Here is a 25,887-nt window from a genome sequence, read left to right on the forward strand (position 1 = left end):
GGTTGATAGGCCGGATATGGAAGCACGGTAACGTGTGGAGTTGACCGGTACTAATAGGCCGAGGGCTTGTCCTCAGTTGCTCGCGTCCACTGTGTTGGTTCTGAAACCACGAACAGCCCCATCGGGATTTTTCCGGGTGGTGCGGCATTGTTCGACAGTTTCATAGTGTTTCGGTGGTCATAGCGTAGGGGAAACGCCCGGTTACATTCCGAACCCGGAAGCTAAGCCTTACAGCGCCGATGGTACTGCAGGGGGGACCCTGTGGGAGAGTAGGACACCGCCGAACAATTATTGAAAAGGGTTGGACCCCGAACTTCGGTTCAGGGTCCAACCCTTTTTTGTTTGCCGTCACTTGAGGTTCAGGTTCCGCATCGAGCATCGGTGGCATGGGTGCTGCTGCAATGCTCAGGGCCGCCGGTATCGGCGTGGGTGACGAGGTCGTCGTGCCGGCCTTCGGGAGCGTCGAGGTCGCCGGTGCGGTGACCCTGGCCGGTGCGCTGCCGGTGTTCGCTGACATAGACCCGGTGACGTACTGCCTGGACACGGCCGCCGTCGAAGCGGCCGTAACTCCGCGGACGGCTGCCGTCGTTGTCGTACACCGCTTCGGGCGGATGGCCGAGCTGGGGGCGCTGCGTGCGCTCGGGCAGCGGCACGGGCTGCTCCTGCTGGAGCAGGGGGAGTCGCACGCGCCGTACGACGAGGTCGCTCAGCGTCGGGAGCGGGCGGCCTATCTCGATGCCCGGCTGCGGGGGGTGCTGACCCCTGACGGCGGTGACGGGCACACCTATCAGCAGTACGTCGTGCGGGTGCCCGGCAATGGGCGGCCCGATCGCGACGCTTTCGCTCGCGCGGTGCGGGCCAAGGGAATCGACTGCCGGGTGCCGGTGAAGACGCCGGTGCACCGGCTGCCGGAGTTCCGGCAGTGCGTGTCCCTGCCGGTGACGGAACGGGCTGCCGATGAGACGCTTTCACTGCCGGTCGATGCCGGACTGACGAAACGGGACATGCAGCGCATTGTGGGTGCCTGTAATGCGCTCGGCGGGCTGGTGACGCCGGCCTTCTGAACGAGTTTGGGAATCCCCGTCCGATCGGGGTATGCTTCATTTCGTTGCCGCGAGGGAAACCTCGGAAAAGCGACAAGCCCCTATAGCTCAGTCGGCAGAGCGTCTCCATGGTAAGGAGAAGGTCAACGGTTCGATTCCGTTTGGGGGCTCCACGAGAAAGGCCCCCCGCCCGATGGGCGGGGGGCCTTTTCGCATTCAGGCCTTTGTTCAGTCGTTGTGCGGTTCCGGCACGCGCATCGCCAGGATCGCCATGTCGTCCGAAGGGGCGTCCGACGCGAAACGCTCCACCGCCCGCATGATGCGTGCGGCGACCGCGCCGGCCGTCAGGCCCGTGCAGGTGGTCAGGACGTCGGCGAGGCCGTCGTCGCCGAGCATGCGCGTGCCCTCACGGCGTTCCGTCACGCCGTCCGTGACACACAGCAGGACGTCGCCCGGGTCCAGGGTGACCGTCTGCTCGTACAGCTCCAGGTCGTCCATGACGCCGAGCAGCGGCTGGGGCTCGGCTGCCGCCTCCACCGTGCCGTCCTGGCGCAGGCGCAGCGGGAGCGGATGCCCGGCGCAGACCACCTTCAGCTCGGCGCTGCCGTCGTCCTGCGGGCGCATCTCGCCGTACAGGAGGGTCAGGAAGCGGCTGCGGGCGCCCTCGTCGAGGATCGCGGAGTTCAGGCGCTCCAGGACGGCCGGGCCGCTCAGACCCTCGCGGGCCAGGAGGCGCAGGGCGTGCCGCGCGAGGCCGGTGACGGCGGCGGCGTTGGGGCCCGTGCCGCAGACGTCGCCGATGGCGAAGCCGTAGGCGCCGTCGCTGATCGGGAACAGGTCGTAGAAGTCGCCGCCGACCTCGTTGCCCTCGCCGGCCGCGCGGTAGATCACCTCGACCTCGACGCCGTCGATGTGCGGCAGCTCCGGCGGCAGGAGGCTGCGCTGGAGGGACTGGCTGATGGCCGTGCGCTCCGAGTACAGCCGGGCGTTGTCCAGGGCGAGAGCGGCCCGCCGGCTCAAGTCCTCGGCCAGTTCCAGGATTTCCTGGCGGAAGTGCTCGTCGGTGGGCTTGCCCAGGGTGAGCATGCCGATGACGCGGTTGCGGGCGACCAGCGGCAGCACGACCGTCTCGCCGCCGAGCGCGGAGGCCACGGCGAGCGTGGGGCCCATGCCGGAGGCCATCTGGTGGATGGGGCCTCCGGTCAGGCCGAGGCTGCGCATGGAGCTGCGCAGCGCCGCCTGGTGGGCGGTCTCGGCGGGCGTCGTCCAGACGCGGGCGCCGGGCGTGGGGACCGGGTCCGGCGGGGCGATCTTCGACAGCAACGACTTGATGCCGTCGATGAGTTCCTCGTCCTCGTGCAGGACGTACGACAGATACGGCTCTGAGGCCTGGTCGGCGATCGTGTAGACGGCGCACCAGGTGGCCAGCGTCGGGACCGTCATCTGGGCCATGAGGGCGAGGGTCTGGTCGCGGTCCAGGGTGCCGGCGAGGAGGTCGGAGGCCTCCACCAGGAAGCTCAGGGAGCCGCGGCGCAGGCGTTCCAGCTCGCCCAGGCGGGCGGACTCGACGGCGAGCGCGATGCGGTCGGCGGCGAACTGCAGCCGCAGCGCTTCTTCGTTGGAGTAGCGGCCCGGGGCTTCGGCGGCGACACCGAGGGAGCCGGTGAGGCGGCCCTCGACCTTGAGCGGGACGGTGACGACGGAGCGCATGCCGGTGCCGTTCAGCAGGGGTACGGCGCCGGGGACGGCCGTGAGGTCGTCGTGGACGGCGGGCATGCGGGCGGAGCCGTAGCGGCCGGGGCCGGCTTCGACGGGGACGCGTGCGAAGCGCTGCCGGGCGGAGGGCAGGCCGGTGGAGGCGCGGACCTCCAGTTCGGTCTCGTCGTCGGTGGCGAGCAGCAGGAACGCGGAGTCGCCGTCGAGCATGTCGCGGGCGCGTTCCACGGTGCGCTGGAGGAGGCCGTCGAGGTCGTCGGGGGCGGGGGAGCCGATGAAGGCGTCGAAGGGGTCGTTGCTCTGGCCGTCCGCGGAGGTGGCCGGATCGGTGACGGGGGCCCGCAAGGGCGTCTGCAGGACGGCGCGTTCGTGGTCGCGGACCAGCAGGCAGACCGTGGAGGGTTCGCCGGAGGTGTCGCGGACGCGGAGGTGGGAGGCGTAGACGGGGATGACGCGGCCGTCGGCGCCGCGGATGCCGTAGCTGCCCTCCCAGCGGGAGAGCTGGAGCGCCTCGGCGATGCCGGTGCCGGTGCCTGGGGTCTGCGGCCAGGCGGCGAGGTCGGTGAGGGGCTTGCCGGTGACCTGGTCGGCGGGGTACCCGAAGAGGTCCTCGGCGTCCTCGCTCCAGGCGCTGATCGCGCCGCCGCGGTCGATCTGGACGACGGCGACGCGGATCCGGCCGTCGGCGATGGGCAGCAGCTCGGCCGGCAGGGCCGGGCCGGCGGTGCGGGTGCCGACGGGGCGTGCGGGCAGGTCGAGCTGGAACCAGACGTTCTTGTGGGTGGGGGTGTACTCCACGCCCCAGCGGCCGGCCAGGGCGGCGCAGAGCTGGAGGCCGCGGCCGCCCTCGCGGTCCGGGCTGCCCATGGAGACGGCGGCGCTCTGGACGGGGAGCTCCCGCTCGGGGTAGCGGTCGGAGACCTCGATGCGCACGCCGTCCTCGGTGCGCAGGCACAGCACGTCGGCGTGGGTGCCGGCGTGGACCACGGCGTTGGTCACCAGTTCGCTGGTCAGGACGACCGCGTCGTCCACGATGTCGGCGAATCCCCAGCCCTGGAGGGTGTCGCGGACGAACGAGCGGGCGGTCGCGACCGATCGCCCGACAGGCTCGAAGCTGGCTGCCGCGCGCGCGGTGATCACGAAACTCCTCGGCCGGTCGTCGACGTGCTGGGCTGCCCCGTCGTCGGGCTCGCTCCGCTGGTGCGGCGGGCGCGCGCTCGTCGGCCGGGGTTCCGGGGGTTGTGCCCCCGGGATCAGTCCGGTGGTCATGTCTGCGGCCGCCCCTCCGATGCCCGCTCGTACTGTGCCACCGCCCAGGCCGGACGGATCGGTGCGGCTGGACAGCCGCATGCAAGGGTACTTACCTTCCCCGTCCATGCGGATGCCGGTCAGCAGTGTTTCCGTCCGGAGGGTGTGCGGACGATGTGCGAAGCTGCCGAACTGTTATGGCCTGGTTCGGCGAGGGTGAAACACTGGGCAGGCTTCCGGTGAAAGTCGCGGCAGGCTTCCGGTGAAGGTCCGGGCAGGCCGAGTGTCGTCCGGCCAGGGTGGGCAGCAGCCCGTTCGTGTGGTCTGCCGGCAATGGGCTGACACACGCGGTGGCACCTGGTACGCCGGAGCGGCGGGACCGGGGCACTACGAGCACGGCAGTAACGGTCGATCCCTGCGGGAGGGACACAGTGGAGTCTGGCGCAGCGACGCGGGGCACGAAGACGCGCGCGAAGAACCAGCGCACATCGCGGGGCGGGACGACCGTGGTGGACACGGCTGCCCTGAACCGGCTCCTGGCGGCTCTGGTGTCCATGCGTGACGGTAATTTCCGCAAGCGGCTCACGGTGTCCGGGGACGGCGTGATGTCGGAGATCGCGGCCGTGTTCAACGAGGTGGCGGACCGCAATCTGCATCTCACGGGTGAGCTGTCGCGGGTGCGGCGCATGGTGGGCCGTGAGGGAAAGCTCACGGAACGGCTGGAGACGGGGGCGTGCGAAGGCTCGTGGGCGGCCGCCATCGACGCCTCCAACGACCTGGTCGACGACCTGGTGCGGCCGGTCTCCGAGGTCAGCCGGGTGCTGTCGGCGGTCGCGGACGGTGATCTGTCGCCGCGCATGGAGCTGCGCACCCAGACGCCGGAGGGGGCCGGGCATCCGCTGCGCGGGGAGTTCCTGAAGGTCTCGCGGACGGTCAACAACCTGGTCGATCAGCTGTCGACGTTCACCGACGAGGTCACCCGGGTGGCCAGCGAGGTGGGCACCGAGGGCAAGCTCGGTGGGCAGGCACGCGTGCGTGGCCTGTCGGGCTCCTGGAAGGATCTGACGGACTCCGTCAACACGATGGCGTCGCGGCTCACCGCGCAGGTGCGGGACATCGCCCTGGTGACGACGGCCGTCGCCAAGGGCGATCTGTCACGCAAGGTGACCGTGCATGTGGCCGGCGAGATGCTGGAGCTGAAGAACACCGTCAACACGATGGTGGACCAGCTCTCCGCGTTCTCCTCGGAGGTGACGCGGGTCGCCCGTGAGGTGGGCACCGAGGGCATCCTGGGCGGCCAGGCGCAGGTGCCGGGCGTGGACGGGGTGTGGAAGGAGCTGACCGACTCCGTCAACACGATGGCGGGCAACCTCACCGCCCAGGTGCGCGGGATCTCGGAGGTGACCACGGCGGTCGCCAGCGGTGATCTGTCGCGGAAGGTGACGGTCCCGGCGCGCGGTGAGGTCGCGCAGCTCGCCGACACGATCAACCAGATGACCGAGACGCTGCGGATCTTCGCCGACGAGGTCACGCGTGTGGCCAACGAGGTCGGTGCCGAGGGTCGGCTCGGCGGGCAGGCGAACGTGCCGGGCGCGGCCGGTACCTGGAAGGACCTGACGGATTCCGTCAACACGGTGTTCCGGAACCTGACGACGCAGGTGCGGGACATCGCGGCCGTGACGACGGCGGTGGCCAACGGTGATCTGTCGCAGAAGGTCACCGTGGACGTGGCCGGCGAGATGCTGGAGCTGAAGAACACCGTCAACGGGATGGTGGACCAGCTGTCGTCGTTCGGTGCCGAGGTCACCCGCGTGGCGCGGGAGATCGGCGTCGAGGGCGAGCTGGGCGGTCAGGCGCAGGTGCCGGGCGCGGCGGGCACGTGGAAGGACCTGACGGACTCCGTCAACACCGCGTTCCGCAACCTCACCGGGCAGGTGCGCAACATCGCTCAGGTGACGACGGCGGTGGCCAACGGTGATCTGTCGCAGAAGGTCACCGTGGACGTCTCCGGTGAGATGCTCCAGCTGAAGAACACCGTGAACACGATGGTGGACCAGCTGTCGTCGTTCGCCGACCAGGTGACGCGGATGGCGCGGGACGTGGGCACGGAGGGCCGGCTCGGCGGTCAGGCCCGCGTGGACGGTGTGTCGGGCACCTGGAAGGAGCTGACGGACTCCGTCAACTTCATGGCCGGCAACCTCACCTCGCAGGTGCGGCAGATCGCGCAGGTGACGACGGCCGTCGCGCGCGGTGACCTCTCCCAGAAGATCGACGTGGACGCGCGCGGCGAGATCCTGGAGCTGAAGAACACCATCAACACGATGGTCGACCAGCTGTCCGCGTTCGCCGACCAGGTGACCCGGGTCGCCCGCGAGGTGGGCACCGACGGGCGGCTGGGCGGTCAGGCGCAGGTGCCCGGCGTGGCCGGCGTGTGGCGGGACCTGACCGATTCCGTGAACGGAATGGCAGGAAACCTCACCGCCCAGGTGCGCAACATCGCGCAGGTGGCCACGGCGGTGGCGCGCGGTGACCTCTCGCAGAAGATCACCGTGGACGCGCGCGGGGAGATCCTGGAGCTGAAGAACACCCTGAACACGATGGTGGACCAGCTGTCGTCGTTCGCCCAGGAGGTCACCCGCGTGGCCCGCGAGGTGGGCACCGAGGGCATCCTGGGTGGCCAGGCGGAGGTGCAGGGCGTCTCCGGTACCTGGAAGGACCTCACGCAGTCCGTGAACGGCATGGCCAACAACCTGACCCTTCAGGTGCGGTCCATCGCCGAGGTCACCACCGCGGTCGCCAAGGGCGATCTGTCGAAGAAGATCACCGTCGACGCCAAGGGCGAGATCCTTGAGCTGGTGACGACCGTGAACACGATGGTCGACCAGCTGTCGTCGTTCGCGGAGCAGGTGACCCGGGTGGCCCGTGAGGTGGGCACCGAGGGCATCCTGGGCGGCCAGGCGCACGTGCCGGGTGTCACGGGCATCTGGAAGGACCTCAGCGACAACGTCAACCTGATGGCGAAGAACCTGACCACACAGGTGCGCAACATCTCCCAGGTGTCGGCGGCGGTCGCCAACGGTGATCTGACGCGTCAGGTGACCATCGAGGCGCGCGGTGAGGTCGCGCAGCTCGCCGACACCATCAACACGATGGTGAAGACGCTGAGTTCGTTCGCCGAGCAGGTCACCAAGGTGGCCCGTGAGGTGGGCACGGACGGCATCCTCGGCGGTCAGGCGCACGTGCCCGGTGTGGCCGGCACCTGGAAGGACCTCACCGAGTCGGTGAACCAGATGGCGTCCAACCTGACCGGTCAGGTGCGCAACATCGCCCTGGTCACCACGGCGATCGCCAAGGGCGACCTGAGCAAGAAGATCGACATCGACGCCCGCGGCGAGATCCTCGAGCTGAAGACGACGATCAACACGATGGTCGACCAGCTGTCCAGCTTCGCCGAGGAGGTCACGCGCGTGGCCCGCGAGGTGGGCACCGAGGGGCAGCTCGGCGGCCAGGCACGCGTGCGTGACGTCGACGGCACCTGGCGCGACCTGACCGAGTCCGTGAACGAGATGGCGGGCAACCTGACCCGGCAGGTGCGGGCCATCGCGCGCGTGGCGACCGCGGTGACCCGTGGTGACCTGAACCTGAAGATCGACGTCGATGCCTCCGGCGAGATCCAGGAGCTGCAGGACTACATCAACAAGATGATCGCCAACCTGCGCGACACCACGATCGCCAACAAGGAGCAGGACTGGCTGAAGGGCAACCTGGCGCGTATCTCGGCGCTGATGCAGGGCCGGCGCGACCTGGAGGACGTGGCCTCGCTGATCATGAGCGAGCTGACCCCGGTGGTGTCGGCGCAGCACGGCGCGTTCTTCGTCGCCATGCCGCTGATGGAGGGCAAGGACGTCCCCGGCGGCGAGGACGACTACGAGCTGCGCATGCTCGGGTCGTACGGCTACTCGACGGGGTCCATGCCGGCGTCGTTCCGGCCCGGTGAGGCGCTGGTGGGCACGGCCGCCGAGGAGAAGCGCGCGATCCTCGTGGAGAACGCGCCCAGCGGCTATCTGAAGATCTCCTCCGGGCTCGGTGAGGCGCCGCCTGCACAGGTGATCGTGTTGCCGGTGCTGTTCGAGGGCAAGGTGCTCGGCGTGATCGAGCTGGCGTCGTTCACGCCGTTCACGCAGATCCAGAAGGACTTCCTGAACCAGATCGCGGAGATGATCGCGACCAGCGTCAACACCATCTCCGTCAACACCAAGACCGAGCAGCTGCTGAAGCAGTCGCAGGAGCTGACCGAGCAACTGCGGGAGCGCTCGGCGGAGTTGGAGCAGCGGCAGAAGGCGCTGCAGGCGTCCAACGCCGAACTGGAGGAGAAGGCCGAGCTGCTGGCGCGGCAGAACCGCGACATCGAGGTGAAGAACACCGAGATCGAGGAGGCGCGGCAGGTCCTGGAGGAGCGTGCCGAGCAGCTCGCGGTGTCGATGCGCTACAAGAGCGAGTTCCTCGCCAACATGTCGCACGAGCTGCGTACGCCGCTGAACTCGCTGCTGATCCTGGCCAAGCTGCTCGCCGACAACGCCGAGGGCAATCTGTCGCCGAAGCAGGTGGAGTTCGCCGAGACGATCCACGGCGCGGGATCCGACCTGCTGCAGCTGATCAACGACATCCTGGACCTGTCGAAGGTCGAGGCGGGCAAGATGGACGTCTCGCCGACCCGGATCGCGCTGGTGCAGCTCGTGGACTACGTGGAGGCCACGTTCCGGCCGCTGACCGCGGAGAAGGGCCTGGACCTGTCGGTGCGGGTCTCGCCGGAGCTGCCCGCCACGCTGCACACCGACGAGCAGCGCCTGCTGCAGGTCCTGCGCAACCTGCTGTCGAACGCGGTGAAGTTCACCGACTCCGGCTCCGTGGAGCTGGTGATCCGGCCGGCCGGGGCGGACGTGCCGCAGTCCATCCGGGAGCAGCTGCTGGAGGTCGGTTCGCTGACCAGCCCCGACGAGCCGCTGATCGCGTTCTCGGTGACCGACACCGGTATCGGCATCGCGGCGAGCAAGATGCGGGTGATCTTCGAGGCGTTCAAGCAGGCCGACGGCACCACCAGCCGCAAGTACGGCGGTACGGGCCTCGGGCTGTCGATCTCGCGGGAGATCGCGCAGCTGCTCGGCGGTGAGATCCACGCGCAGAGCGAGCCGGGCCGTGGCTCGACGTTCACGCTGTATCTGCCGCTGCACATGAGCGAGCTGCCGCCGCAGGGCTACCAGCAGGCGCCGCCGGCGCTCGGGGGCGGTGAGACGGCGGCGTCGCGCAACGGGGCCCGGGAGCTGTCCGGGCCGGACTTCGAGACGCCGGCCGAGGTGAAGTCGTACCAGGAGACCCAGAACGGTGCCGCGGCGCTCTTCCGGCGCCGCCGCCGGGCCGCGTCCGCGGCGCTGGAACAGCGTCCGGCGGCGCAGCCCGAGCAGTGGCCCGGGACGGCGTCCGGGGCGTCCGCGCTCTCGGGGAGCGAGCAGGAGGGGGCGCCGCAGCCGCACCGCGGCATCCGCTTCGGTGGCCAGAAAGTGCTGATCGTCGACGACGACATCCGCAACGTCTTCGCGCTGACGAGCGTCCTGGAGCAGCACGGCCTGTCGGTGCTGTACGCGGAGAACGGCCGTGAGGGCATCGAGGTGCTGGAGCAGCACGAGGACGTGGCGGTCGTCCTGATGGACATCATGATGCCGGAGATGGACGGGTACGCGACGACCACCGCGATCCGCAGGATGCCGCAGTTCTCCGGGCTGCCGATCATCGCGCTCACCGCGAAGGCGATGAAGGGCGACCGGGAGAAGGCCATCGAGTCCGGCGCGTCCGACTACGTCACCAAGCCGGTCGACCCCGATCACCTGCTGACCGTGATGGAGCAGTGGATGCGCGGGGAATGATCGGTGACGTTCACCGGGAGTCGCTGACAGAGGGTGCGCGCGGCTGTGTAGAAGTACGGGATCCGGGGAACCTTCTGGTCTCCCACTACGTTTCTGCTACGTGCACAGTGACATCGCGGTGACAGGGTGTGGCGACAGGCGGGGTGCAGCTACGATGACCGGCACGAGGACGGACGGCGCAAGGGAGTCGTCCAGTGGGGCGGCGCCCGGTGCTTCCCCAAGTCCTGCGGACAGGGGAGGCCCCAAGCCGGGGCGAGGAGGGCGGGCCATGGTGCAGAAGGCCAAGATCCTCCTGGTCGATGACCGGCCGGAGAATCTGCTGGCGCTGGAGGCGATCCTCTCTGCGCTCGATCAGACGCTGGTGCGGGCATCGTCCGGGGAGGAAGCACTCAAAGCACTGCTCACGGACGACTTCGCGGTCATTCTGCTGGACGTCCAGATGCCGGGCATGGACGGATTCGAGACGGCCGCGCACATCAAGCGGCGGGAGCGCACCCGGGACATCCCGATCATCTTCCTCACCGCGATCAACCACGGCCCCCACCACACCTTCCGCGGGTATGCGGCGGGCGCGGTCGACTACATCTCCAAGCCGTTCGACCCGTGGGTGCTGCGGGCGAAGGTCTCCGTGTTCGTCGAGCTGTACATGAAGAACTGCCAGCTGCGTGAGCAGGCGTCGCTGCTGCGCCTGCAGTTGGAAGGCGGCGGCAAGGGCGGCGTGGCCGGCAAGGAGTCGGCCGGGCTGCTCGCGGAACTGTCCGCGCGGCTCGCCGCCGTCGAGGAGCAGGCCGAGGCGCTGTCCAAACAGCTGGACGAGGAGTCGGCCGACGCGGCCGCGGTCGCCACGGCGGCCCATCTGGAGCGCAAACTCACCGGGCTGCGCCGGGCCCTGGACGCGCTGGAGCCGGGCACCGGCAGCGGCGGCTCCCCGGTGCCTCCGCAAGGCTGACGGGCGTCGGGTGCGGAACGACGCGCGCGATGCGCTCAGTTGCGGATGAGCGCGCGTCACTTCCCCGGTGAGCGGCGCGTCGGTTTTCCTTGATCGGGCGTCAGTTCCTTCCGGCCGCACGCAGGTCGTTTCGCCGGCCGTCAAGCACGTCGGCTTCGCCGAAGTCCACGGCGACACGAACGGGTGAAGCAGTGGGCACACGTGTCCGCTGTCGTCTCCACCGGTAACCTCACATCCATGGCCTCACGTCCCTCCGCAGCCAAGAAGCCGCCCGCGAAGAAGGCGGCCGCTCCCGCGAAGGCTCCGGCGAGGAAGGCCGTCGCGAAGAAGGCCCCGGCCAAGAAGGCGCCCGCCCGGAAGGCTGTGGCGAGGAAGCCCGTGCCCCAGCCGGCGCCGAACCCCACCGGGGGCCTGTACCGGGTGGTGCGTGCGCTGTGGCTGGGCGTGGCGCACGCCGTCGGCGCCGTCTTCCGCGGCATAGGGCAGGGTGCGAAGAACCTCGACCCCGCCCACCGCAAGGACGGCATCGCGCTGCTGCTGCTCGGTATCGCGCTGATCGTCGCCGCCGGCACCTGGGCGGATCTCAAGGGCCCGGTCGGTGACCTGGTCGAGATCCTGGTGACCGGCGCGTTCGGCCGGCTGGACCTGCTGGTGCCGCTCCTGCTCGGCACGATCGCGGTGCGTTTCATCCGCCATCCCGAGCAGCAGGACGCCAACGGCCGGATCGTGATCGGGCTGTCGGCGCTGGTCATCGGCGTGCTCGGCCAGGTCCACATCGCCTGCGGCTCGCCCGCCCGCAGCGGCGGCATGCAGGCCATAAGGGACGCCGGCGGCCTCATCGGCTGGGCGGCGGCCACCCCGCTGACGTACACCATGACCGAGGTCCTCGCCGTGCCCCTGCTGGTGCTGCTGACGGTCTTCGGGCTGCTGGTGGTCACGGCCACCCCGGTCAACGCGATCCCGCAGCGGCTGCGCCAGCTCGGCGTGAAGCTCGGCATCCTGCCCGACCCGGCGGACGACGAGTACACCGAGTACGGCGAGTACACCGACGACGACGAGCGCTACGACGAGCAGTGGCGCGAGGCGCTGCCCGCGCGTCCCCGCCGGCGCTCCAGCGCCCCCCAGGGATACGACCCCGAGAGCGCCGAGCAGGAAGCGCTCGCCCGGCGCCGGGGCCGCCCGCGCCGCTCCGCCGTGCCGCAGCCCGCTCCGGACCGGCAGCTGGACGCGGTGGACATCGCCGCCGCTGCGGCCGCCGACCTCGACGGCGCCGTCCTGCACGGCATGCCGCCCTCGCCGATCGTCGCCGACCTCACCCAGGGCGTGCGCATCGGCGACCGGGAGGACACCGCCCCGACGCCCACCCCGGCACCCGGTGCGGCCGCCGCGCCGGCGTCCACCCCGGTGCCGGCCGCGCGGCCCCAGCCGGGCAAACGCACCCCGCGGCCGGAACCGGCCGAGCCCGCCGGGACCAGGTCCGCGGTCCCCGACCTGACCAAGACACCGCCCACCGAGCCGCGCGACCTGCCGCCGCGCGCCGAGCAGCTCCAGCTGTCCGGAGACATCACCTACGCGCTGCCCTCGCTCGACCTGCTCATAAGGGGTGGGCCGGGCAAGGCGCGCAGCGCGGCCAACGACGCCATCGTCGAGTCGCTGACCACCGTCTTCACCGAGTTCAAGGTCGACGCGCGCGTCACCGGCTTCACGCGCGGCCCGACGGTCACCCGCTACGAGGTCGAGCTGGGCCCGGCCGTCAAGGTCGAGCGGATCACCGCGCTCACCAAGAACATCGCGTACGCCGTGGCCAGCCCGGACGTGCGGATCATCAGCCCCATCCCGGGCAAGTCCGCGGTCGGCATCGAGATCCCGAACACCGACCGGGAGATGGTCAACCTCGGCGACGTGCTGCGCCTCGCGGAGTCCGCGGAGGACGACGACCCGATGCTGGTCGCCTTCGGCAAGGACGTCGAGGGCGGGTACGTCATGCACTCGCTCGCCAAGATGCCGCACATGCTGGTGGCCGGCGCCACCGGCTCCGGCAAGTCGTCCTGCATCAACTGCCTGATCACCTCGGTGATGATGCGGGCGACCCCGGAGGACGTGCGGATGATCCTGGTCGACCCCAAGCGGGTCGAGCTGACCGCGTACGAGGGCATCCCGCACCTGATCACGCCGATCATCACCAACCCCAAGCGGGCCGCCGAGGCGCTGCAGTGGGTCGTGCGTGAGATGGACATGCGCTACGACGACCTCGCCGCGTACGGCTACCGGCACATCGACGACTTCAACCGCGCCGTGCGCGAGGGCAAGGTCAAGGCGTCCGCGGGCAGCGAGCGGGAGCTGCAGCCCTACCCGTATCTGCTGGTGATCGTCGACGAGCTGGCCGACCTGATGATGGTCGCGCCGCGTGACGTCGAGGACGCGATCGTGCGCATCACGCAGCTCGCGCGCGCGGCCGGCATCCACCTGGTGCTCGCCACCCAGCGCCCGTCCGTCGACGTCGTCACCGGTCTGATCAAGGCGAACGTGCCCTCGCGGCTCGCGTTCGCCACGTCGTCGCTGGCCGACAGCCGCGTCATCCTCGACCAGCCGGGCGCGGAGAAGCTGATCGGCAAGGGCGACGGGCTGTTCCTGCCGATGGGCGCGAACAAGCCGACCCGTATGCAGGGCGCGTTCGTGACCGAGGAGGAGGTCGCGGTCGTCGTCCAGCACTGCAAGGACCAGATGGCGCCGGTCTTCCGGGACGACGTCGTCGTCGGGACCAAGCAGAAGAAGGAGATCGACGAGGACATCGGCGACGACCTGGACCTGCTGTGCCAGGCGGCCGAGCTGGTGGTCTCGACGCAGTTCGGGTCGACGTCCATGCTCCAGCGCAAGCTGCGGGTCGGCTTCGCCAAGGCCGGCCGGCTGATGGACCTGATGGAGTCGCGCAACATCGTCGGCCCGAGCGAGGGCTCCAAGGCGCGGGACGTCCTGGTCAAGCCCGACGAGCTGGACGGGGTGCTGGCGGTGCTCCGGGGCGAGTCCGAGGGGTAGGCGGGTGCGGGGTGCGGCTGCTCCGGGTGCCGTCCACGGCGGGTGAGTGGGCCGGGGTGGCCCGGGGTGCCGTCCGCGGTGGCAGGTCGGGGGTGCCGTCCGGGGCGGGCACGTGGGGCGCCGTTCCTGCGGTGGGCAGGCCGGGGCCGCTCGGGGTGCCACCCGGCCGGCCGGTGCTCGTTCGGCCGAGTGGCCGGAGGCATGTCGCCCGGGTGGCCGCTGAGCCCGTCCCGGGCGTTCCGGTGGGGTTTCACCCGGACGGCCGGGCGGGTTTCACCCGGGCGGTCGCCGCGCTTCACCCGGCCGGACTCTCCGTGACTCACCCGTTAGAGAACGAAGGGCAACCGTTTCCCTTTGCCACACGTCAAGTTGAGCGAGAGGACGGGTAGGGGTTTCATCATGGGCTCCGCGCCCGGCCCGTCATCGGCGTGTCCGGCCATACCGATGGCGTACAAAGTCCGACCGCCCGGTTGCCCCACCCTTTCGTACCCCCCCTAGACTGAACCTCCAGCACAGGTGGCTACACGCTCGAAAGGCGCCCCCGTGTCCCTCGGCAACTCCCCTGAAGACGAGCGTCCCTTCGAAGACGGTCGCGAGGAAGCCAGCCTCTCCGTCGGCCGTGCCCTGCAGCAGGCCCGTATCGCCGCCGGACTGACCGTCGACGACGTCAGCAACGCCACCCGGGTCCGTATCGCGATCGTGCACGCGATCGAGGCGGACAACTTCGCCCCCTGTGGCGGCGACGTCTACGCCCGCGGTCACATCCGGACCCTGGCCAAGGCCGTCCACCTCGATCCCGAGCCCCTGATCGCCCAGTACGACGCCGACCATGGCGGGCGTCCCGCGCCCACGCCGGCGGCGCCCCTCTTCGAGGCGGAACGTATCCGCCCCGAGCGCCGCGGGCCGAACTGGACCGCCGCGATGGTCGCCGCGATCGTCGTCGTGATCGGTTTCGTCGGCTTCACCTTCGTCAAGGGCGGCGGTGACAGCGGCGCGGGGCAGCAGGTCGCCGAGGGCTCCGAAGCCGCGACCAGCGCGCCCGCCGCGCCGAAGCCGACCAGGACCAAGCCGGCCGACCAGAAGCCGGAGCCCTCCGACAGCGCCATCGCCGCCGCCCCGCAGGACAAGGTGACCGTGCAGGTCAGCGCGACCAACGGGCGCAGCTGGATCTCGGCCAAGGACCACAACGGCCGGCTGCTCTTCGACGGCCTGCTCAAGCAGGGCGAGTCCAAGACCTTCCAGGACAACTCCAAGGTCAACCTCGTCCTCGGTGACGCGGGGGCGATCCAGCTCTACGTCAACGGCAAGAAGATCGAGGACGACTTCCAGCCGGGCGCCGTGGAACGCCTGACCTACACCAAGGGCGACCCGCAGGCCGGGTAGCCGACGGCGCGGCACGGAAGGGGCCGGCCAAGATCGGCCAGGCCCTTCGACATGGGGTGTCGGTGGGACGAAGTAGTCTTGAGCCCATGCCTGAACGCCGTACCGTCGCACTCGTCACCCTTGGCTGCGCCCGTAACGAGGTGGACTCGGAGGAGCTCGCAGGCCGTCTGGAGGCGGACGGCTGGCAGCTCGTGGAGGACGCCGAAGACGCCGACGTCGCTGTCGTGAACACCTGCGGCTTCGTCGACGCCGCCAAGAAGGACTCCGTGGACGCCCTCCTGGAGGCCAACGATCTCAAGGGCCACGGCAGAACGCAGGCCGTCGTGGCGGTCGGCTGCATGGCCGAGCGGTACGGCAAGGAACTCGCCGAGGCCCTGCCCGAGGCCGACGGCGTGCTCGGCTTCGACGACTACGCGAACATCTCGGACCGGCTCCAGACCATCCTGAACGGCGGCATCCACGCCGCGCACACCCCGCGCGACCGGCGCAAGCTGCTGCCGATCAGCCCGGCCGAGCGCCAGGAGTCGGCCGCCGCGGTGGCCCTGCCCGGGCACGGCCCCGCCGACCTGCCCGAGGGCGTCGCCCCGGCCTCCGGTCCGCGCTCCCCGCTGCGCCGGCGCCTCGACGGCTCCCCGGTGGCCTCCGTCAAGCTCGCCTCCGGCTGCGACCGGCGCTGCTCGTTCTGCGCCATCCCGTCCTTCCGCGGCTCCTTCATCTCGCGCCGCCCCAGCGACGTGCTGAACGAGACCCGGTGGCTGGCCGAGCAGGGCGTGAAGGAGATCATGCTGGTCTCCGAGAACAACACCTCCTACGGCAAGGACCTCGGCGACATCCGTCTGCTGGAGTCGCTGCTGCCGGAGCTGGCCGACGTCGACGGCATCGAGCGGGTGCGCGTCAGCTACCTCCAGCCGGCCGAGATGCGTCCCGGCCTGATCGACGTGCTGACCTCCACCCCGAAGATCGCCCCCTACTTCGACCTGTCCTTCCAGCACTCCGCGCCCGACGTGCTGCGCGCCATGCGCCGCTTCGGCGACACCGACCGCTTCCTCGAGCTGCTCGACACCATCCGCGGCAAGGCCCCCGAAGCGGGCGTGCGCTCCAACTTCATCGTCGGCTTCCCCGGCGAGTCGGAGGCCGACCTGGCCGAGCTGGAGCGGTTCCTGAACGGGGCGCGCCTCGACGCGATCGGCGTCTTCGGCTACTCCGACGAGGACGGCACCGAAGCGGCGACGTACGACAACAAGCTCGATCCGGACGTCGTCGCCGAGCGGCTGGCGCGGGTGTCCCGGCTGGCCGAGGAACTCGTCTCCCAGCGCGCCGAGGAGCGCGTCGGCGAAACGGTGCACGTCCTGGTCGAGTCCGTCGACGAGGAAGAGGGCGTGTACGGCCGGGCGGCGCACCAGGCGCCCGAGACGGACGGCCAGGTGCTGCTCACGAGCGGCGAAGGCCTGAGCGTCGGTCGTATGGTCGAGGCGAAGGTGGTCGGTACGGAAGGTGTCGACCTCGTGGCCGAGCCGCTGGCGTGTCCTGAGGAGGCGGGCAGATGACGGGTGTCCCGGCGTCGTCCGCCGCGGGCGGCTCCTCCCAGGCGAAGGGGGCGCCGGTGCCGTCCGGCTCGGACGCCTCCGGCGCATCGGCGGACGCGTCCGGCGCAGCGGCGGGTGGCCGGTCGCCGCGCGGCGGGAAGATCGCCGCGGCCGCCGTCAACCAGGCGAGCGTGTGGAACGTCGCCAATCTGCTGACCATGCTCCGGCTCCTGCTGGTGCCGGGCTTCGTCGCGCTGATGCTGGCCGACGGCGGGTACGACCCGGCGTGGCGGTCGCTGGCCTGGGCGGCCTTCGCCATCGCCATGATCACCGACCTGTTCGACGGGCATCTGGCGCGCACCTACAACCTGGTCACCGACTTCGGGAAGATCGCCGACCCCATCGCCGACAAGGCGATCATGGGGGCGGCGCTGATCTGTCTGTCCGGCCTCGGCGATCTGCCGTGGTGGGTGACCGGCGTGATCCTCGGCCGGGAACTGGGCATCACGCTGCTGCGTTTTCTGGTCATTCGCTACGGCGTCATCCCGGCCAGCCGGGGCGGCAAGCTGAAGACGCTCACCCAGGGCGTCGCCGTCGGCATGTACGTGCTGGCGCTCACGGGGTGGCTGGCCACCCTGAGGTTCTGGGTGATGGCCGCGGCGGTCGTTTTGACTGTGGTGACCGGTCTGGACTACATCAGACAGGCCATTGTGCTGCGGCGGCAGGGAATCGCCGAGCGCCAGGCGGCGTTGGAGGAGAAGCAAGCGTGACGTTTCCGGCCACCGACGTGGTGCGACTACTGACGGTGAGGGGCGAGACCCTGGCAGTCGCCGAGTCGCTGACCGGTGGGCTGGTGGCGGCGGAGATCACCGCGGTGCCCGGGGCGTCCAAGGCGTTCCGCGGCTCGGTGACGGCGTACGCCACCGTGCTCAAGCAGGAGCTGCTCGGCGTGGACGCCACCCTGCTGGCCGAGCGGGGAGCGGTGGATGCGCAGGTCGCGGCCCAGATGGCGGCCGGCGTGCGCAAGGCGCTCGGCGCCGACTGGGGCATCGCGACCACCGGTGTCGCCGGTCCGGAACCGCAGGACGGGCAGCCCGTGGGCACGGTCTTCGTGGCTGTGGACGGCCCCCGTGGCGGGGATTCCGGTTCCGCCGGTGGCGGAAAAGTGGAGCCCCTGCGGTTGAACGGCGACCGCGCGGAAATTCGTAGAGAGAGTGTACGGAGCGTGCTCGTGCTGCTTCTGAAGGAGCTAGCGGGCGAACAGACCGGGAATGAGCGGGCACAGGATACGGAACAGAACGGGGGGTTTTGATGTTTGCAGCCCTGAGTGAACACGACATCGCTCCCCGCACGGCCGCGGCGCGAGGCGGTACGGTGGGGCGAGAAGGATGCGGCTACGCGGTCCGAGGAGGGAGCCACCGATGATTCTGCTCCGTCGCCTGCTGGGTGACGTGCTGCGTCGGCAGCGCCAACGCCAGGGCCGTACTCTGCGCGAAGTCTCCTCGTCCGCCCGAGTCTCGCTCGGCTATCTCTCCGAGGTGGAGCGGGGGCAGAAGGAGGCTTCCTCCGAGCTGCTCTCCGCCATCTGCGACGCGCTGGACGTACGGATGTCCGAGCTCATGCGCGAAGTGAGCGACGAACTCGCCCTCGCCGAGCTGGCGCAGTCCGCTGCGGCCACCCCCAGCGAGCCTGTACCCACGTCGGTCCGCCCGATGCTGGGTTCTGTGTCGGTGACCGGTGTGCCACCGGAACGGGTGACCATCAAGGCGCCCAGCGAAGCGGTGGACGTCGTCGCCGCCTGACACACCTGTCCGTGGCCCCGGCCGGGGCTTCTCCGGAGCGAACGGAGGAGCGCGGTCGGGGTTTTTGCGTACCGCGACCTCGGTGACGCGGCGTTCATCGGTCGCTTTGGTCCATTTGCCCGACTTGAGCCAGGCCGTCATGGTGGAGGGGACGACCGGGTGAACCAACGGAGGCGTGGATGAACGTCGTGAAGAGCCCCCTGTCCGACACCGACCTGAAGACCGTAGGCGAGGCACTGCAAGGCGCCCTCGTCGACCTGGTGGACCTGTCGCTGGTCGCCAAGCAGGTGCACTGGAACGTCGTCGGGCCACGGTTCAGGTCCGTGCACCTCCAGCTGGACGAGGTCGTCGACAGCGCGCGCACCCACATGGACACGGTCGCGGAGCGGGCGTCCGCGCTGGGCGTGTCGCCGGACGGCCGGGCCGCCACGGTGGCCGCCGGCAGCGGCCTCGGCCAGGTCTCCGACGGCTGGATCAAGGACGCGGACGCGGTGCGGACCCTGGTGGAAGCGCTCGGCGCGGCGATCACCCGGATGCGGGAGCGCGTGACGTCCACGGCCGACGCCGACCCGGTCAGCCAGGACCTCTTCATCCAGATCACCCAGGATCTCGAGAAACACCACTGGATGTTCCAGGCCGAGAACAGCTGACGGCCGGGCCCGGAGACACCCCCGTGGGCCGCTCGCGCGCCGTGGCGGCCCCCCGGGCGGCCTTGCGGTGTCCGGCTGGAGGTGGTGGTGGCATGGCGGGGCGAACAGCGCGCTGGGGCGCCATGGCGCGCTGCGGAGCCGGGGCGGGACTCGCCGCGGTCTGGTGGTGGGCCGTCCTCCGGCTCGCGCTCAGCCCTGGGGCGGGGGCCCTGGAGGGCGCCGTGGCGGCCGGCGGATGGGGGCTGAGCCTGCTGCCGGTGCACTGCGTCCCCAAGGGGCGGGCCGCTGGGGCGGTGAGGACGGGGCGCTGGCGGGAGGCGTGGCGCGGGGGTGCGGAGCGGGGGAGCGGGGGGCGCCGCGGGGATGTGGGGGGTGACGCGGAGGGTTATGACGCGGCGGGTGGCGACGGGACGGTCGGGGATCCAGCGGCGACGTCGCCGCCTTGGTCGGGTGAGGAGTCCGGGCCGCCGTGAATACGGATACCTGGCTCGTCGGGTGCCGTGCGTGGCGTGCGGGCGGGGGCGGTGCTCAGGGGGCCGTGCGGTGTCGGGGTGTCATGGGGTCCTGCGGTGGCAGGGAGTCATGAGGTCGTGCGGTGGCGGGGGCCGCGGCGTGGGGCCGGGCCGGGTGCCGGGCCCCTCTGGCACCTGGGGCACCAGTACGTGGGGCGCTCGCGGGAGCCGTCGCCCTGGTCGGCCACCCGGACCGAGGTGCCGCAGCGCAGACAGGGGCGCGGCGCGCGGCTGTAGACGAACAGGTCCTGGCCCCGCTTGCCCGTCGTGGCGCGGATCGCCCGGTCGCGGTTGGCTTCCAGCAGCTTCTTGGCCAGCGCCGGCAGTTGCGCGGCGCGCTCGGCGGGCAGGGCGCCGACCGGGAGCCAGGGGGTGACGCCCAGCAGGAAGCACAGCTCGCACTTGTAGACGTTGCCGATGCCCGCGAGATTGCGCTGGTCCAGCAGGGCCTCGCCGAGCGGACGAGCCGGGTCCCGCAGCAGATTGGCCAGCGCACGGTCGCCGTCCCAGTCGGGGCCGAGGAGATCGGGCCCGAGGTGGCCGACGAAGCGTTCCTCCTCGGCGGTGCGCACCAGGTCCAGGACCGGCAGGCGGTAGCCGACGGCCGTGCGCTCGTCCGTGCCCAGGATCGCGCGGATCTGGTGGGCGGGGCCGCCGCTCCAGCGCTGGCCGGGGGCGTACACCTTCCAGGAGCCGTCCATCTTCAGATGCGAGTGCAGGGTCAGTCCGCCCTCCACATGGGTGAGCAGGTGCTTGCCGCGCGAGATGACGTCCAGCACGGCGCGTCCGGTGAGGTCGACCGTGGCGTACCGGGGGACGCGCAAGTCGCTGCGGGTCAGCACCCGCCCCGCGAGGGCGCCGTGCAACCGCCTCGCGGCCTGCCAGACCGTGTCACCTTCGGGCATGCGTCAAGGGTGACATGCGGCTCCGTCAGGCCCGTAGCCGAAGGCCGCGGGGGGTCGCGATGAAGCCCGCTCCTTCCAGCAGGGTGCCGAAGGGGGAGGTCAGGGCGGAGGCGCCGTTGACGCGCTCCACCGTGACCGTGCCGAGGGAACCGGCGCGGGCCGCTGCTGCCAGGGCCTCCGCGGCCGCCCGCAGCCGCGCGTCCTCGGTCGCGTCGGCGTCCGGCTCGGAGGGCCAGGCCAGCAGGGTCTTGCCGCCGCGCTCCATGTAGAGCGCCAGCTCGCCGTCGACCAGCACCACGAGTGAGCCCGCCTTGCGGCCCGGTTTGTGTCCGGCGCCGGTCGGCGGCTCCGGCCAGGGCAGGGCGGCGCCGTAGGCGTTGGCCGGGTCGGCGGCGGCGAGGACGACGGAGCGGGTGGCGGCGGTGGGATCGGCGCGGCGGTTGCCGTACGTGCCGTACGGGCCCTGGTTGCCGGAACGGCGGTCGTACCCGGATGCCGCGCCGGCACTCGGGTCGTAGCCGCCGCCGTAGCCGTCGTACGGCGCGCCGGCGCCGTGGCCCGGGCCGCCGCCGCGAGGTCCGCCGGCGCCGGGGGAGTCGAAGTCGCGCGGGGAGACCCAGTCGCCGGGGGAGAGCGGGAAGTCCGGGTACTGCGTGCCGTCGGGCGCGTCGAAGGCCTTGGTCCAGTCGGCGTCGGTGGCGGGGAAACCGTCGGAGCGCAGACCGCCGGGGCTGCCGTGACCGTCGCCCTCCGGGGCGCCGAAGCCGGCCGGGGCCGCCGCCCTTGCGGCGTCTCCGCGCTCGCGGGCGTTGGCCACCGCGCGGAGCCGGTCGACCGCGCCGTCCATGGCGAACTGCGCGGCACCGAGACCCTCCACCACGTATCCGCGACGGGCCTGGCCGCTCTCCTCGAACACGGACAGGACGCGGTAGACCGCCGAGAAGCCGCCCTCGACGCCCTCCGCGCCGACGGCGCCTCGCGTCACCACGCCGTGCCGGTCGAGGAGCGTGCGGGCCAGGGCATGGGCACGGACCGTGGCATCCGGCTCCTGTGCCGGGAGCAGGGACCAGCGGCCGGCGACGGTGGGCGGCCCGCTGCGGGAAGCGGGGCGAGCCGCGGCGGTCAGGGAGCCGTAGCGGCCGCGCGGGACCGCGCGTTTGGCGCGGTGGGCGGTGGAGCCCGCGGTGCGGCCCGAACCCAGCAGGGAACGCATCGGGGCGAGGGTGTCGTTGGTGAGCCGGCCGGACCAGGCCAGGTCCCACAGGGCGTCGGCCAGTTGGGGGTCGGTCGCATCCGGGTGGGTGGTGGCGCGGACCTGGTCGGCGATCTGACGGAAGAACAGGCCGTAACCGCCGGACAGGGTGCCCAGCACGGACTCGTGCAGGGTCGTCAGTTCCAGTGGGTGGGGCGGCGGCAGGAGCAGCGGGGCCGCGTCCGCCAAGTACAGCGAGACCCAGCCGTCCTTGCCGGGCAGCGCGCCCGCGCCGGCCCAGACGATCTCTCCGGCGGCGGTGAGTTCGTCGAGCATCGCAGGCGTGTAGCCGTTGACCCGGGACGGCAGGACGAGCTTCTCCAGGGCGGACGCGGGCACGGACGAGCCCTGCAACTGCTCGACAGCCCGCACGAGTCCGTCGACGCCCCGCAGGGAGTGGCCCTTGCCGATGTGCTGCCACTGCGGCAGGAACTGGGCCAGCGCGGCCGGCGGCACCGGCTCCAGTTCGTGGCGCAGCGCGGCCAGGGAACGGCGACGCAGCCGGCGCAGTACGGCCGCGTCGCACCACTCCTGGCCGATGCCGGCCGGGTGGAACTCGCCCTGGACGACCCGGCCGGCCGCCGCCAGCCGCTGAAGCGCGCCGTCGGTGACCGCGACGCCCAGCCCGAACCGTGCGGCGGCGGTGGCCGAGGTGAAGGGGCCGTGGGTGCGGGCGTGGCGGGCGAGGAGGTCGCCGAGGGGGTCCTTGACCGGCTCGGTGAAGGCCTCGGGGACCCCGACGGGCAGCGCGGTGCCGAGCGCGTCACGCAGCCGGCCCGCGTCCTCGATCGCCGCCCAGTGGTCCCTGCCGCCGATGCGGACCCGGATGGCCCGGCGGGCCGAGGCGAGTTCGTGCGCCCACTGAGGCTCGGCGCCGCGCTCGGCCAGCTCGGCCTCGGTGAGCGGGCCGAGCAGACGCAGTACGTCCGCGACACCCTCGACGTCCTTGACGCGCCGGTCCTCGGTGAGCCACTGCAGCTCCCGCTCCAGCTCGGTCAGCACCTCGGCGTCGAGCAGTTCGCGCAGCTCCGCCTGGCCGAGCAGCTCGGCCAGCAGCCGGGAGTCCAGCGACAGCGCGGCCGCGCGGCGCTCGGCGAGCGGGGAATCGCCCTCGTACAGGAACTGGGCGACGTACCCGAAGAGGAGGGAGCGCGCGAACGGGGACGGCTCCGGGGTGGTCACCTCGACCAGGCGCACCTTGCGGGACTCCAGGTCGCCCATCAGCTCGGTCAGGCCGGGCACGTCGAAGACGTCCTGCAGGCACTCGCGGACCGCTTCCAGGACGATCGGGAAGGAACCGAACTCGCTGGCCACCTCCAGCAGTTGGGCCGCGCGCTGGCGCTGCTGCCACAGCGGGGTGCGCCGGCCCGGGTTGCGGCGCGGCAGCAGCAGGGCGCGGGCGGCGCACTCGCGGAAGCGGGAGGCGAACAGGGCGGAGCCGCCGACCTGGTCGGTGACGACCTGGTCGACCTCGCCCTTGTCGAAGACGACGTCCGCGGCGCCGACCGGGGCCTGGTCGGCGTCGTACTCGCTGCCCGCCTTCGACGGCTGCTGGTCGAGCAGCTCCAGGCCCATCAGGTCGGCGTCCGGCAGCCGCAGCACGATGCCGTCGTCGGCGTGCATGACCTGCGCGTCCATGCCGTACCGCTCGGCGAGGCGGGCACCGAGCGCGAGCGCCCACGGGGCGTGCACCTGGGCGCCGAAGGGGGAGTGCACCACGACCCGCCAGTCGCCGAGCTCGTCACGGAAGCGCTCCACGACGATCGTGCGGTCGTCGGGGATGTGACCGCAGGCCTCCCGCTGCTCGGCCAGATACGCCAGTACGTTGTCCGCGGCCCAGGCGTCCAGGCCGGCGGTGAGCAGCCGCAGCCGTGCGTCGTCGCGGTCGAGGGAGCCGACCTCGCGCAGGAAGGCGCCGACCGCACGGCCCAGTTCCAGCGGGCGGCCCAGCTGGTCGCCCTTCCAGAAGGGCAGCCGGCCGGGCACGCCCGGCGCCGGGGAGACCAGCACGCGGTCACGGGTGATGTCCTCGATGCGCCAGGAGCTGGTGCCCAGCGTGAAGACGTCGCCGACCCGGGACTCGTAGACCATCTCCTCGTCCAGCTCGCCGACCCGGCCGCCGCCCTTCTTCGGGTCGGACCCGGCGAGGAACACCCCGAACAGGCCGCGGTCGGGAATCGTGCCGCCCGAGGTCACCGCCAGACGCTGCGCGCCGGGGCGGCCGGTGACCGTACCGGCGACACGGTCCCACACCACCCGCGGGCGCAGCTCGGCGAACGCGTCGGACGGATAGCGGCCCGCCAGCATGTCGAGCACGGCGGTGAACGCCGACTCCGGGAGCGACGCGAAGGGCGCGGCGCGGCGCACCACGGTGAGGAGGTCGTCGACCTGCCAGGTGTCCAACGCCGTCATGGCCACGAGCTGCTGGGCGAGCACGTCGAGCGGGTTGGCGGGGACCTTCAGCGACTCGATGGAACCGGTGCGCATCCGCTCGGTGACCACCGCCGCCTGGACCAGGTCGCCCCGGTACTTGGGGAACACCACGCCCGTGGACACCGCGCCCACCTGGTGGCCGGCGCGGCCGACGCGCTGCAGGCCGGAGGCCACCGAGGGCGGGGACTCGACCTGGACGACGAGGTCGACGGCGCCCATGTCGATGCCCAGCTCCAGGCTGGAGGTCGCCACGACCGCGGGCAGCCGGCCTGCCTTCAGGTCCTCCTCGACCAGTGCGCGCTGCTCCTTCGACACCGAACCGTGGTGGGCACGGGCGATGACCGGTGGGGCGCCCTGGGCCGCGCCCGAGCCGCCCATCAGCTCGGCCGGCGCGTGGTGCTCGTCCAGTGTCTCGCCGGTCGCCCGCTCGTAGGCGATCTCGTTGAGCCGGTTGCACAGGCGCTCGGCGAGACGGCGGGAGTTCGCGAAGACGATCGTGGACCGGTGGGACTGCACCAGGTCGGCGATCCGCTCCTCCACATGCGGCCAGATGGAGGGCCGCTCCGCGCCCTCGGAGGCGTCGGCGGCCGGGGAGCCGCCCAGCTCGCCCATGTCCTCGACGGGGACGACGACCGACAGGTCGAACTCCTTGCCCGACTCCGGCTGGACGATCTCCACCTTGCGGCGCGGCGAGAGATAGCGGGCCACCTCGTCGACCGGGCGGACGGTCGCCGACAGGCCGATACGGCGGGCCGGCTTCGGCAGGAGCTCGTCGAGGCGCTCCAGGGACAGCGCCAGATGGGCCCCGCGCTTGGTGCCCGCCACCGCGTGCACCTCGTCCAGGATCACCGTCTCCACGCCCGCCAGTGCGTCACGCGTGGCCGACGTCAGCATCAGGAACAGCGACTCCGGCGTGGTGATCAGGATGTCCGGCGGACGCGTGGACAGCGCTCGGCGCTCGGCGGGCGGGGTGTCGCCGGAGCGGATGCCGACCTTCACCTCCGGCTCCGGCAGGCCGAGGCGGACGGACTCCTGACGGATGCCGGTCAGCGGGCTGCGCAGATTGCGCTCCACGTCGACGGCCAGGGCCTTCAGCGGGGAGACGTACAGCACCCGGCAGCGCTTCTTCGGGTCGGCCGGGGGCGGGGTGGAGGCGAGCTGGTCCAGCGCGGCGAGGAAGGCGGCCAGGGTCTTGCCGGAGCCGGTCGGGGCGACCACCAGCACGTCCGACCCCGCACGGATGGCCTGCCACGCGCCGGCCTGGGCGGCGGTGGGCGCGGAGAAGGCCCCCGTGAACCAGCCGCGGGTCGCGGGGGAGAAGCCGTCGAGGGCCGGATGGGCGGAGCTGACCATGCGTCCATCCTGCACCCACCCACTGACAACGGCTTTGAGCTGCGGGGACCCGCGGCGGGTTCGGGGCGGTGGGGTGCTGGGGCGAGGGGGTTCCGGGACGGTGACAGGGCGGGCTGGACGGGGCTGTTCCGTCACCGGCCCGCAGCCGCCATCGTCCG

13 protein-coding genes, 1 tRNA gene and 2 rRNA genes are annotated in these 25,887 nt (G+C 71.5%); 13 read left to right on the forward strand and 3 right to left on the reverse strand.

All coding sequences use genetic code 11. The features are described from left to right. The 4 genes from ACZ64A_RS00005 to ACZ64A_RS00020 all read left to right on the forward strand — a co-directional run. Window positions 1-74: ribosomal RNA gene (locus tag ACZ64A_RS00005) — 23S ribosomal RNA — on the forward strand; the annotation flags it as partial. Between the two features lie 95 nt (window positions 75-169). After that, a 5S ribosomal RNA gene (gene rrf / locus ACZ64A_RS00010) occupies window positions 170-286 on the forward strand. Window positions 287-401: 115 nt separating this feature from the next. Then, complete coding sequence (locus ACZ64A_RS00015; protein ID WP_469807063.1) at window positions 402-1,064, forward strand: DegT/DnrJ/EryC1/StrS family aminotransferase; 663 nt, start codon at window positions 402-404, stop codon at window positions 1,062-1,064. Window positions 1,065-1,140: 76 nt separating this feature from the next. After that, window positions 1,141-1,216, forward strand: a tRNA-Thr gene (locus tag ACZ64A_RS00020). Between the two features lie 55 nt (window positions 1,217-1,271). Here ACZ64A_RS00020 and ACZ64A_RS00025 read toward each other — a convergent pair. Beyond that, window positions 1,272-4,028, reverse strand: a complete 2,757-nt coding sequence (locus tag ACZ64A_RS00025) for a SpoIIE family protein phosphatase (protein ID WP_469807065.1) — start codon at window positions 4,026-4,028, stop codon at window positions 1,272-1,274. A 410-nt stretch (window positions 4,029-4,438) separates the two neighbouring features. Between ACZ64A_RS00025 and ACZ64A_RS00030 the strand changes: the two genes are divergently transcribed. The 9 genes from ACZ64A_RS00030 (at window position 4,439) to ACZ64A_RS00070 (ending at window position 19,274) form a co-directional block, all read left to right on the forward strand. Then, window positions 4,439-9,928 (forward strand): HAMP domain-containing protein, encoded by a 5,490-nt coding sequence (locus ACZ64A_RS00030; protein ID WP_469807066.1) that lies wholly within the window; start codon window positions 4,439-4,441, stop codon window positions 9,926-9,928. A 268-nt stretch (window positions 9,929-10,196) separates the two neighbouring features. Next, complete coding sequence (locus ACZ64A_RS00035) at window positions 10,197-10,877, forward strand: response regulator (protein ID WP_391692097.1); 681 nt, start codon at window positions 10,197-10,199, stop codon at window positions 10,875-10,877. Window positions 10,878-11,114: 237 nt separating this feature from the next. Then, on the forward strand, window positions 11,115-13,913 hold the full coding sequence (locus ACZ64A_RS00040) for a DNA translocase FtsK (RefSeq protein WP_469807068.1): 2,799 nt from the start codon (window positions 11,115-11,117) through the stop codon (window positions 13,911-13,913). 543 nt (window positions 13,914-14,456) lie between these two features. After that, window positions 14,457-15,296: a helix-turn-helix domain-containing protein gene (locus ACZ64A_RS00045; RefSeq protein WP_469807070.1), complete on the forward strand. Its 840-nt coding sequence runs from the start codon at window positions 14,457-14,459 to the stop codon at window positions 15,294-15,296. A gap of 86 nt (window positions 15,297-15,382) precedes the next feature. Next, a complete protein-coding gene (gene rimO, locus ACZ64A_RS00050) occupies window positions 15,383-16,843 on the forward strand; it encodes a 30S ribosomal protein S12 methylthiotransferase RimO (RefSeq protein WP_469807072.1) in 1,461 nt (486 codons plus the stop codon). Further along, the gene (gene pgsA, locus ACZ64A_RS00055; RefSeq protein ID WP_469807074.1) at window positions 16,840-17,592 is read left to right on the forward strand and encodes a CDP-diacylglycerol--glycerol-3-phosphate 3-phosphatidyltransferase; all 753 of its coding nucleotides are present in this window, start codon (window positions 16,840-16,842) and stop codon (window positions 17,590-17,592) included. Before rimO ends, pgsA begins: the two co-directional genes overlap by 4 nt. Further along, the gene (locus ACZ64A_RS00060; protein WP_469807075.1) at window positions 17,589-18,134 is read left to right on the forward strand and encodes a CinA family protein; all 546 of its coding nucleotides are present in this window, start codon (window positions 17,589-17,591) and stop codon (window positions 18,132-18,134) included. The genes pgsA and ACZ64A_RS00060 overlap by 4 nt, the downstream gene beginning before the upstream one ends. Window positions 18,135-18,243: 109 nt before the next feature. Beyond that, on the forward strand, window positions 18,244-18,624 hold the full coding sequence (locus tag ACZ64A_RS00065) for a helix-turn-helix domain-containing protein (RefSeq protein WP_062700236.1): 381 nt from the start codon (window positions 18,244-18,246) through the stop codon (window positions 18,622-18,624). A gap of 179 nt (window positions 18,625-18,803) precedes the next feature. Next, the gene (locus ACZ64A_RS00070; RefSeq protein ID WP_469807077.1) at window positions 18,804-19,274 is read left to right on the forward strand and encodes a Dps family protein; all 471 of its coding nucleotides are present in this window, start codon (window positions 18,804-18,806) and stop codon (window positions 19,272-19,274) included. Between the two features lie 580 nt (window positions 19,275-19,854). Here the strand turns inward: ACZ64A_RS00070 and ACZ64A_RS00075 are convergent. Both ACZ64A_RS00075 and ACZ64A_RS00080 read right to left on the reverse strand, forming a co-directional pair. Next, window positions 19,855-20,691 carry a DNA-formamidopyrimidine glycosylase family protein gene (locus tag ACZ64A_RS00075; RefSeq protein ID WP_469807079.1) on the reverse strand — a complete coding sequence of 279 codons (837 nt, stop codon included), beginning with the start codon at window positions 20,689-20,691 and terminating at the stop codon, window positions 19,855-19,857. A 25-nt stretch (window positions 20,692-20,716) separates the two neighbouring features. Continuing rightward, window positions 20,717-25,729 (reverse strand): ATP-dependent helicase, encoded by a 5,013-nt coding sequence (locus ACZ64A_RS00080; RefSeq protein WP_469807081.1) that lies wholly within the window; start codon window positions 25,727-25,729, stop codon window positions 20,717-20,719. Between the last annotated feature and the right edge of the window lie 158 nt (window positions 25,730-25,887).

The organism is Streptomyces sp. NPDC104814, from assembly GCF_055583185.1.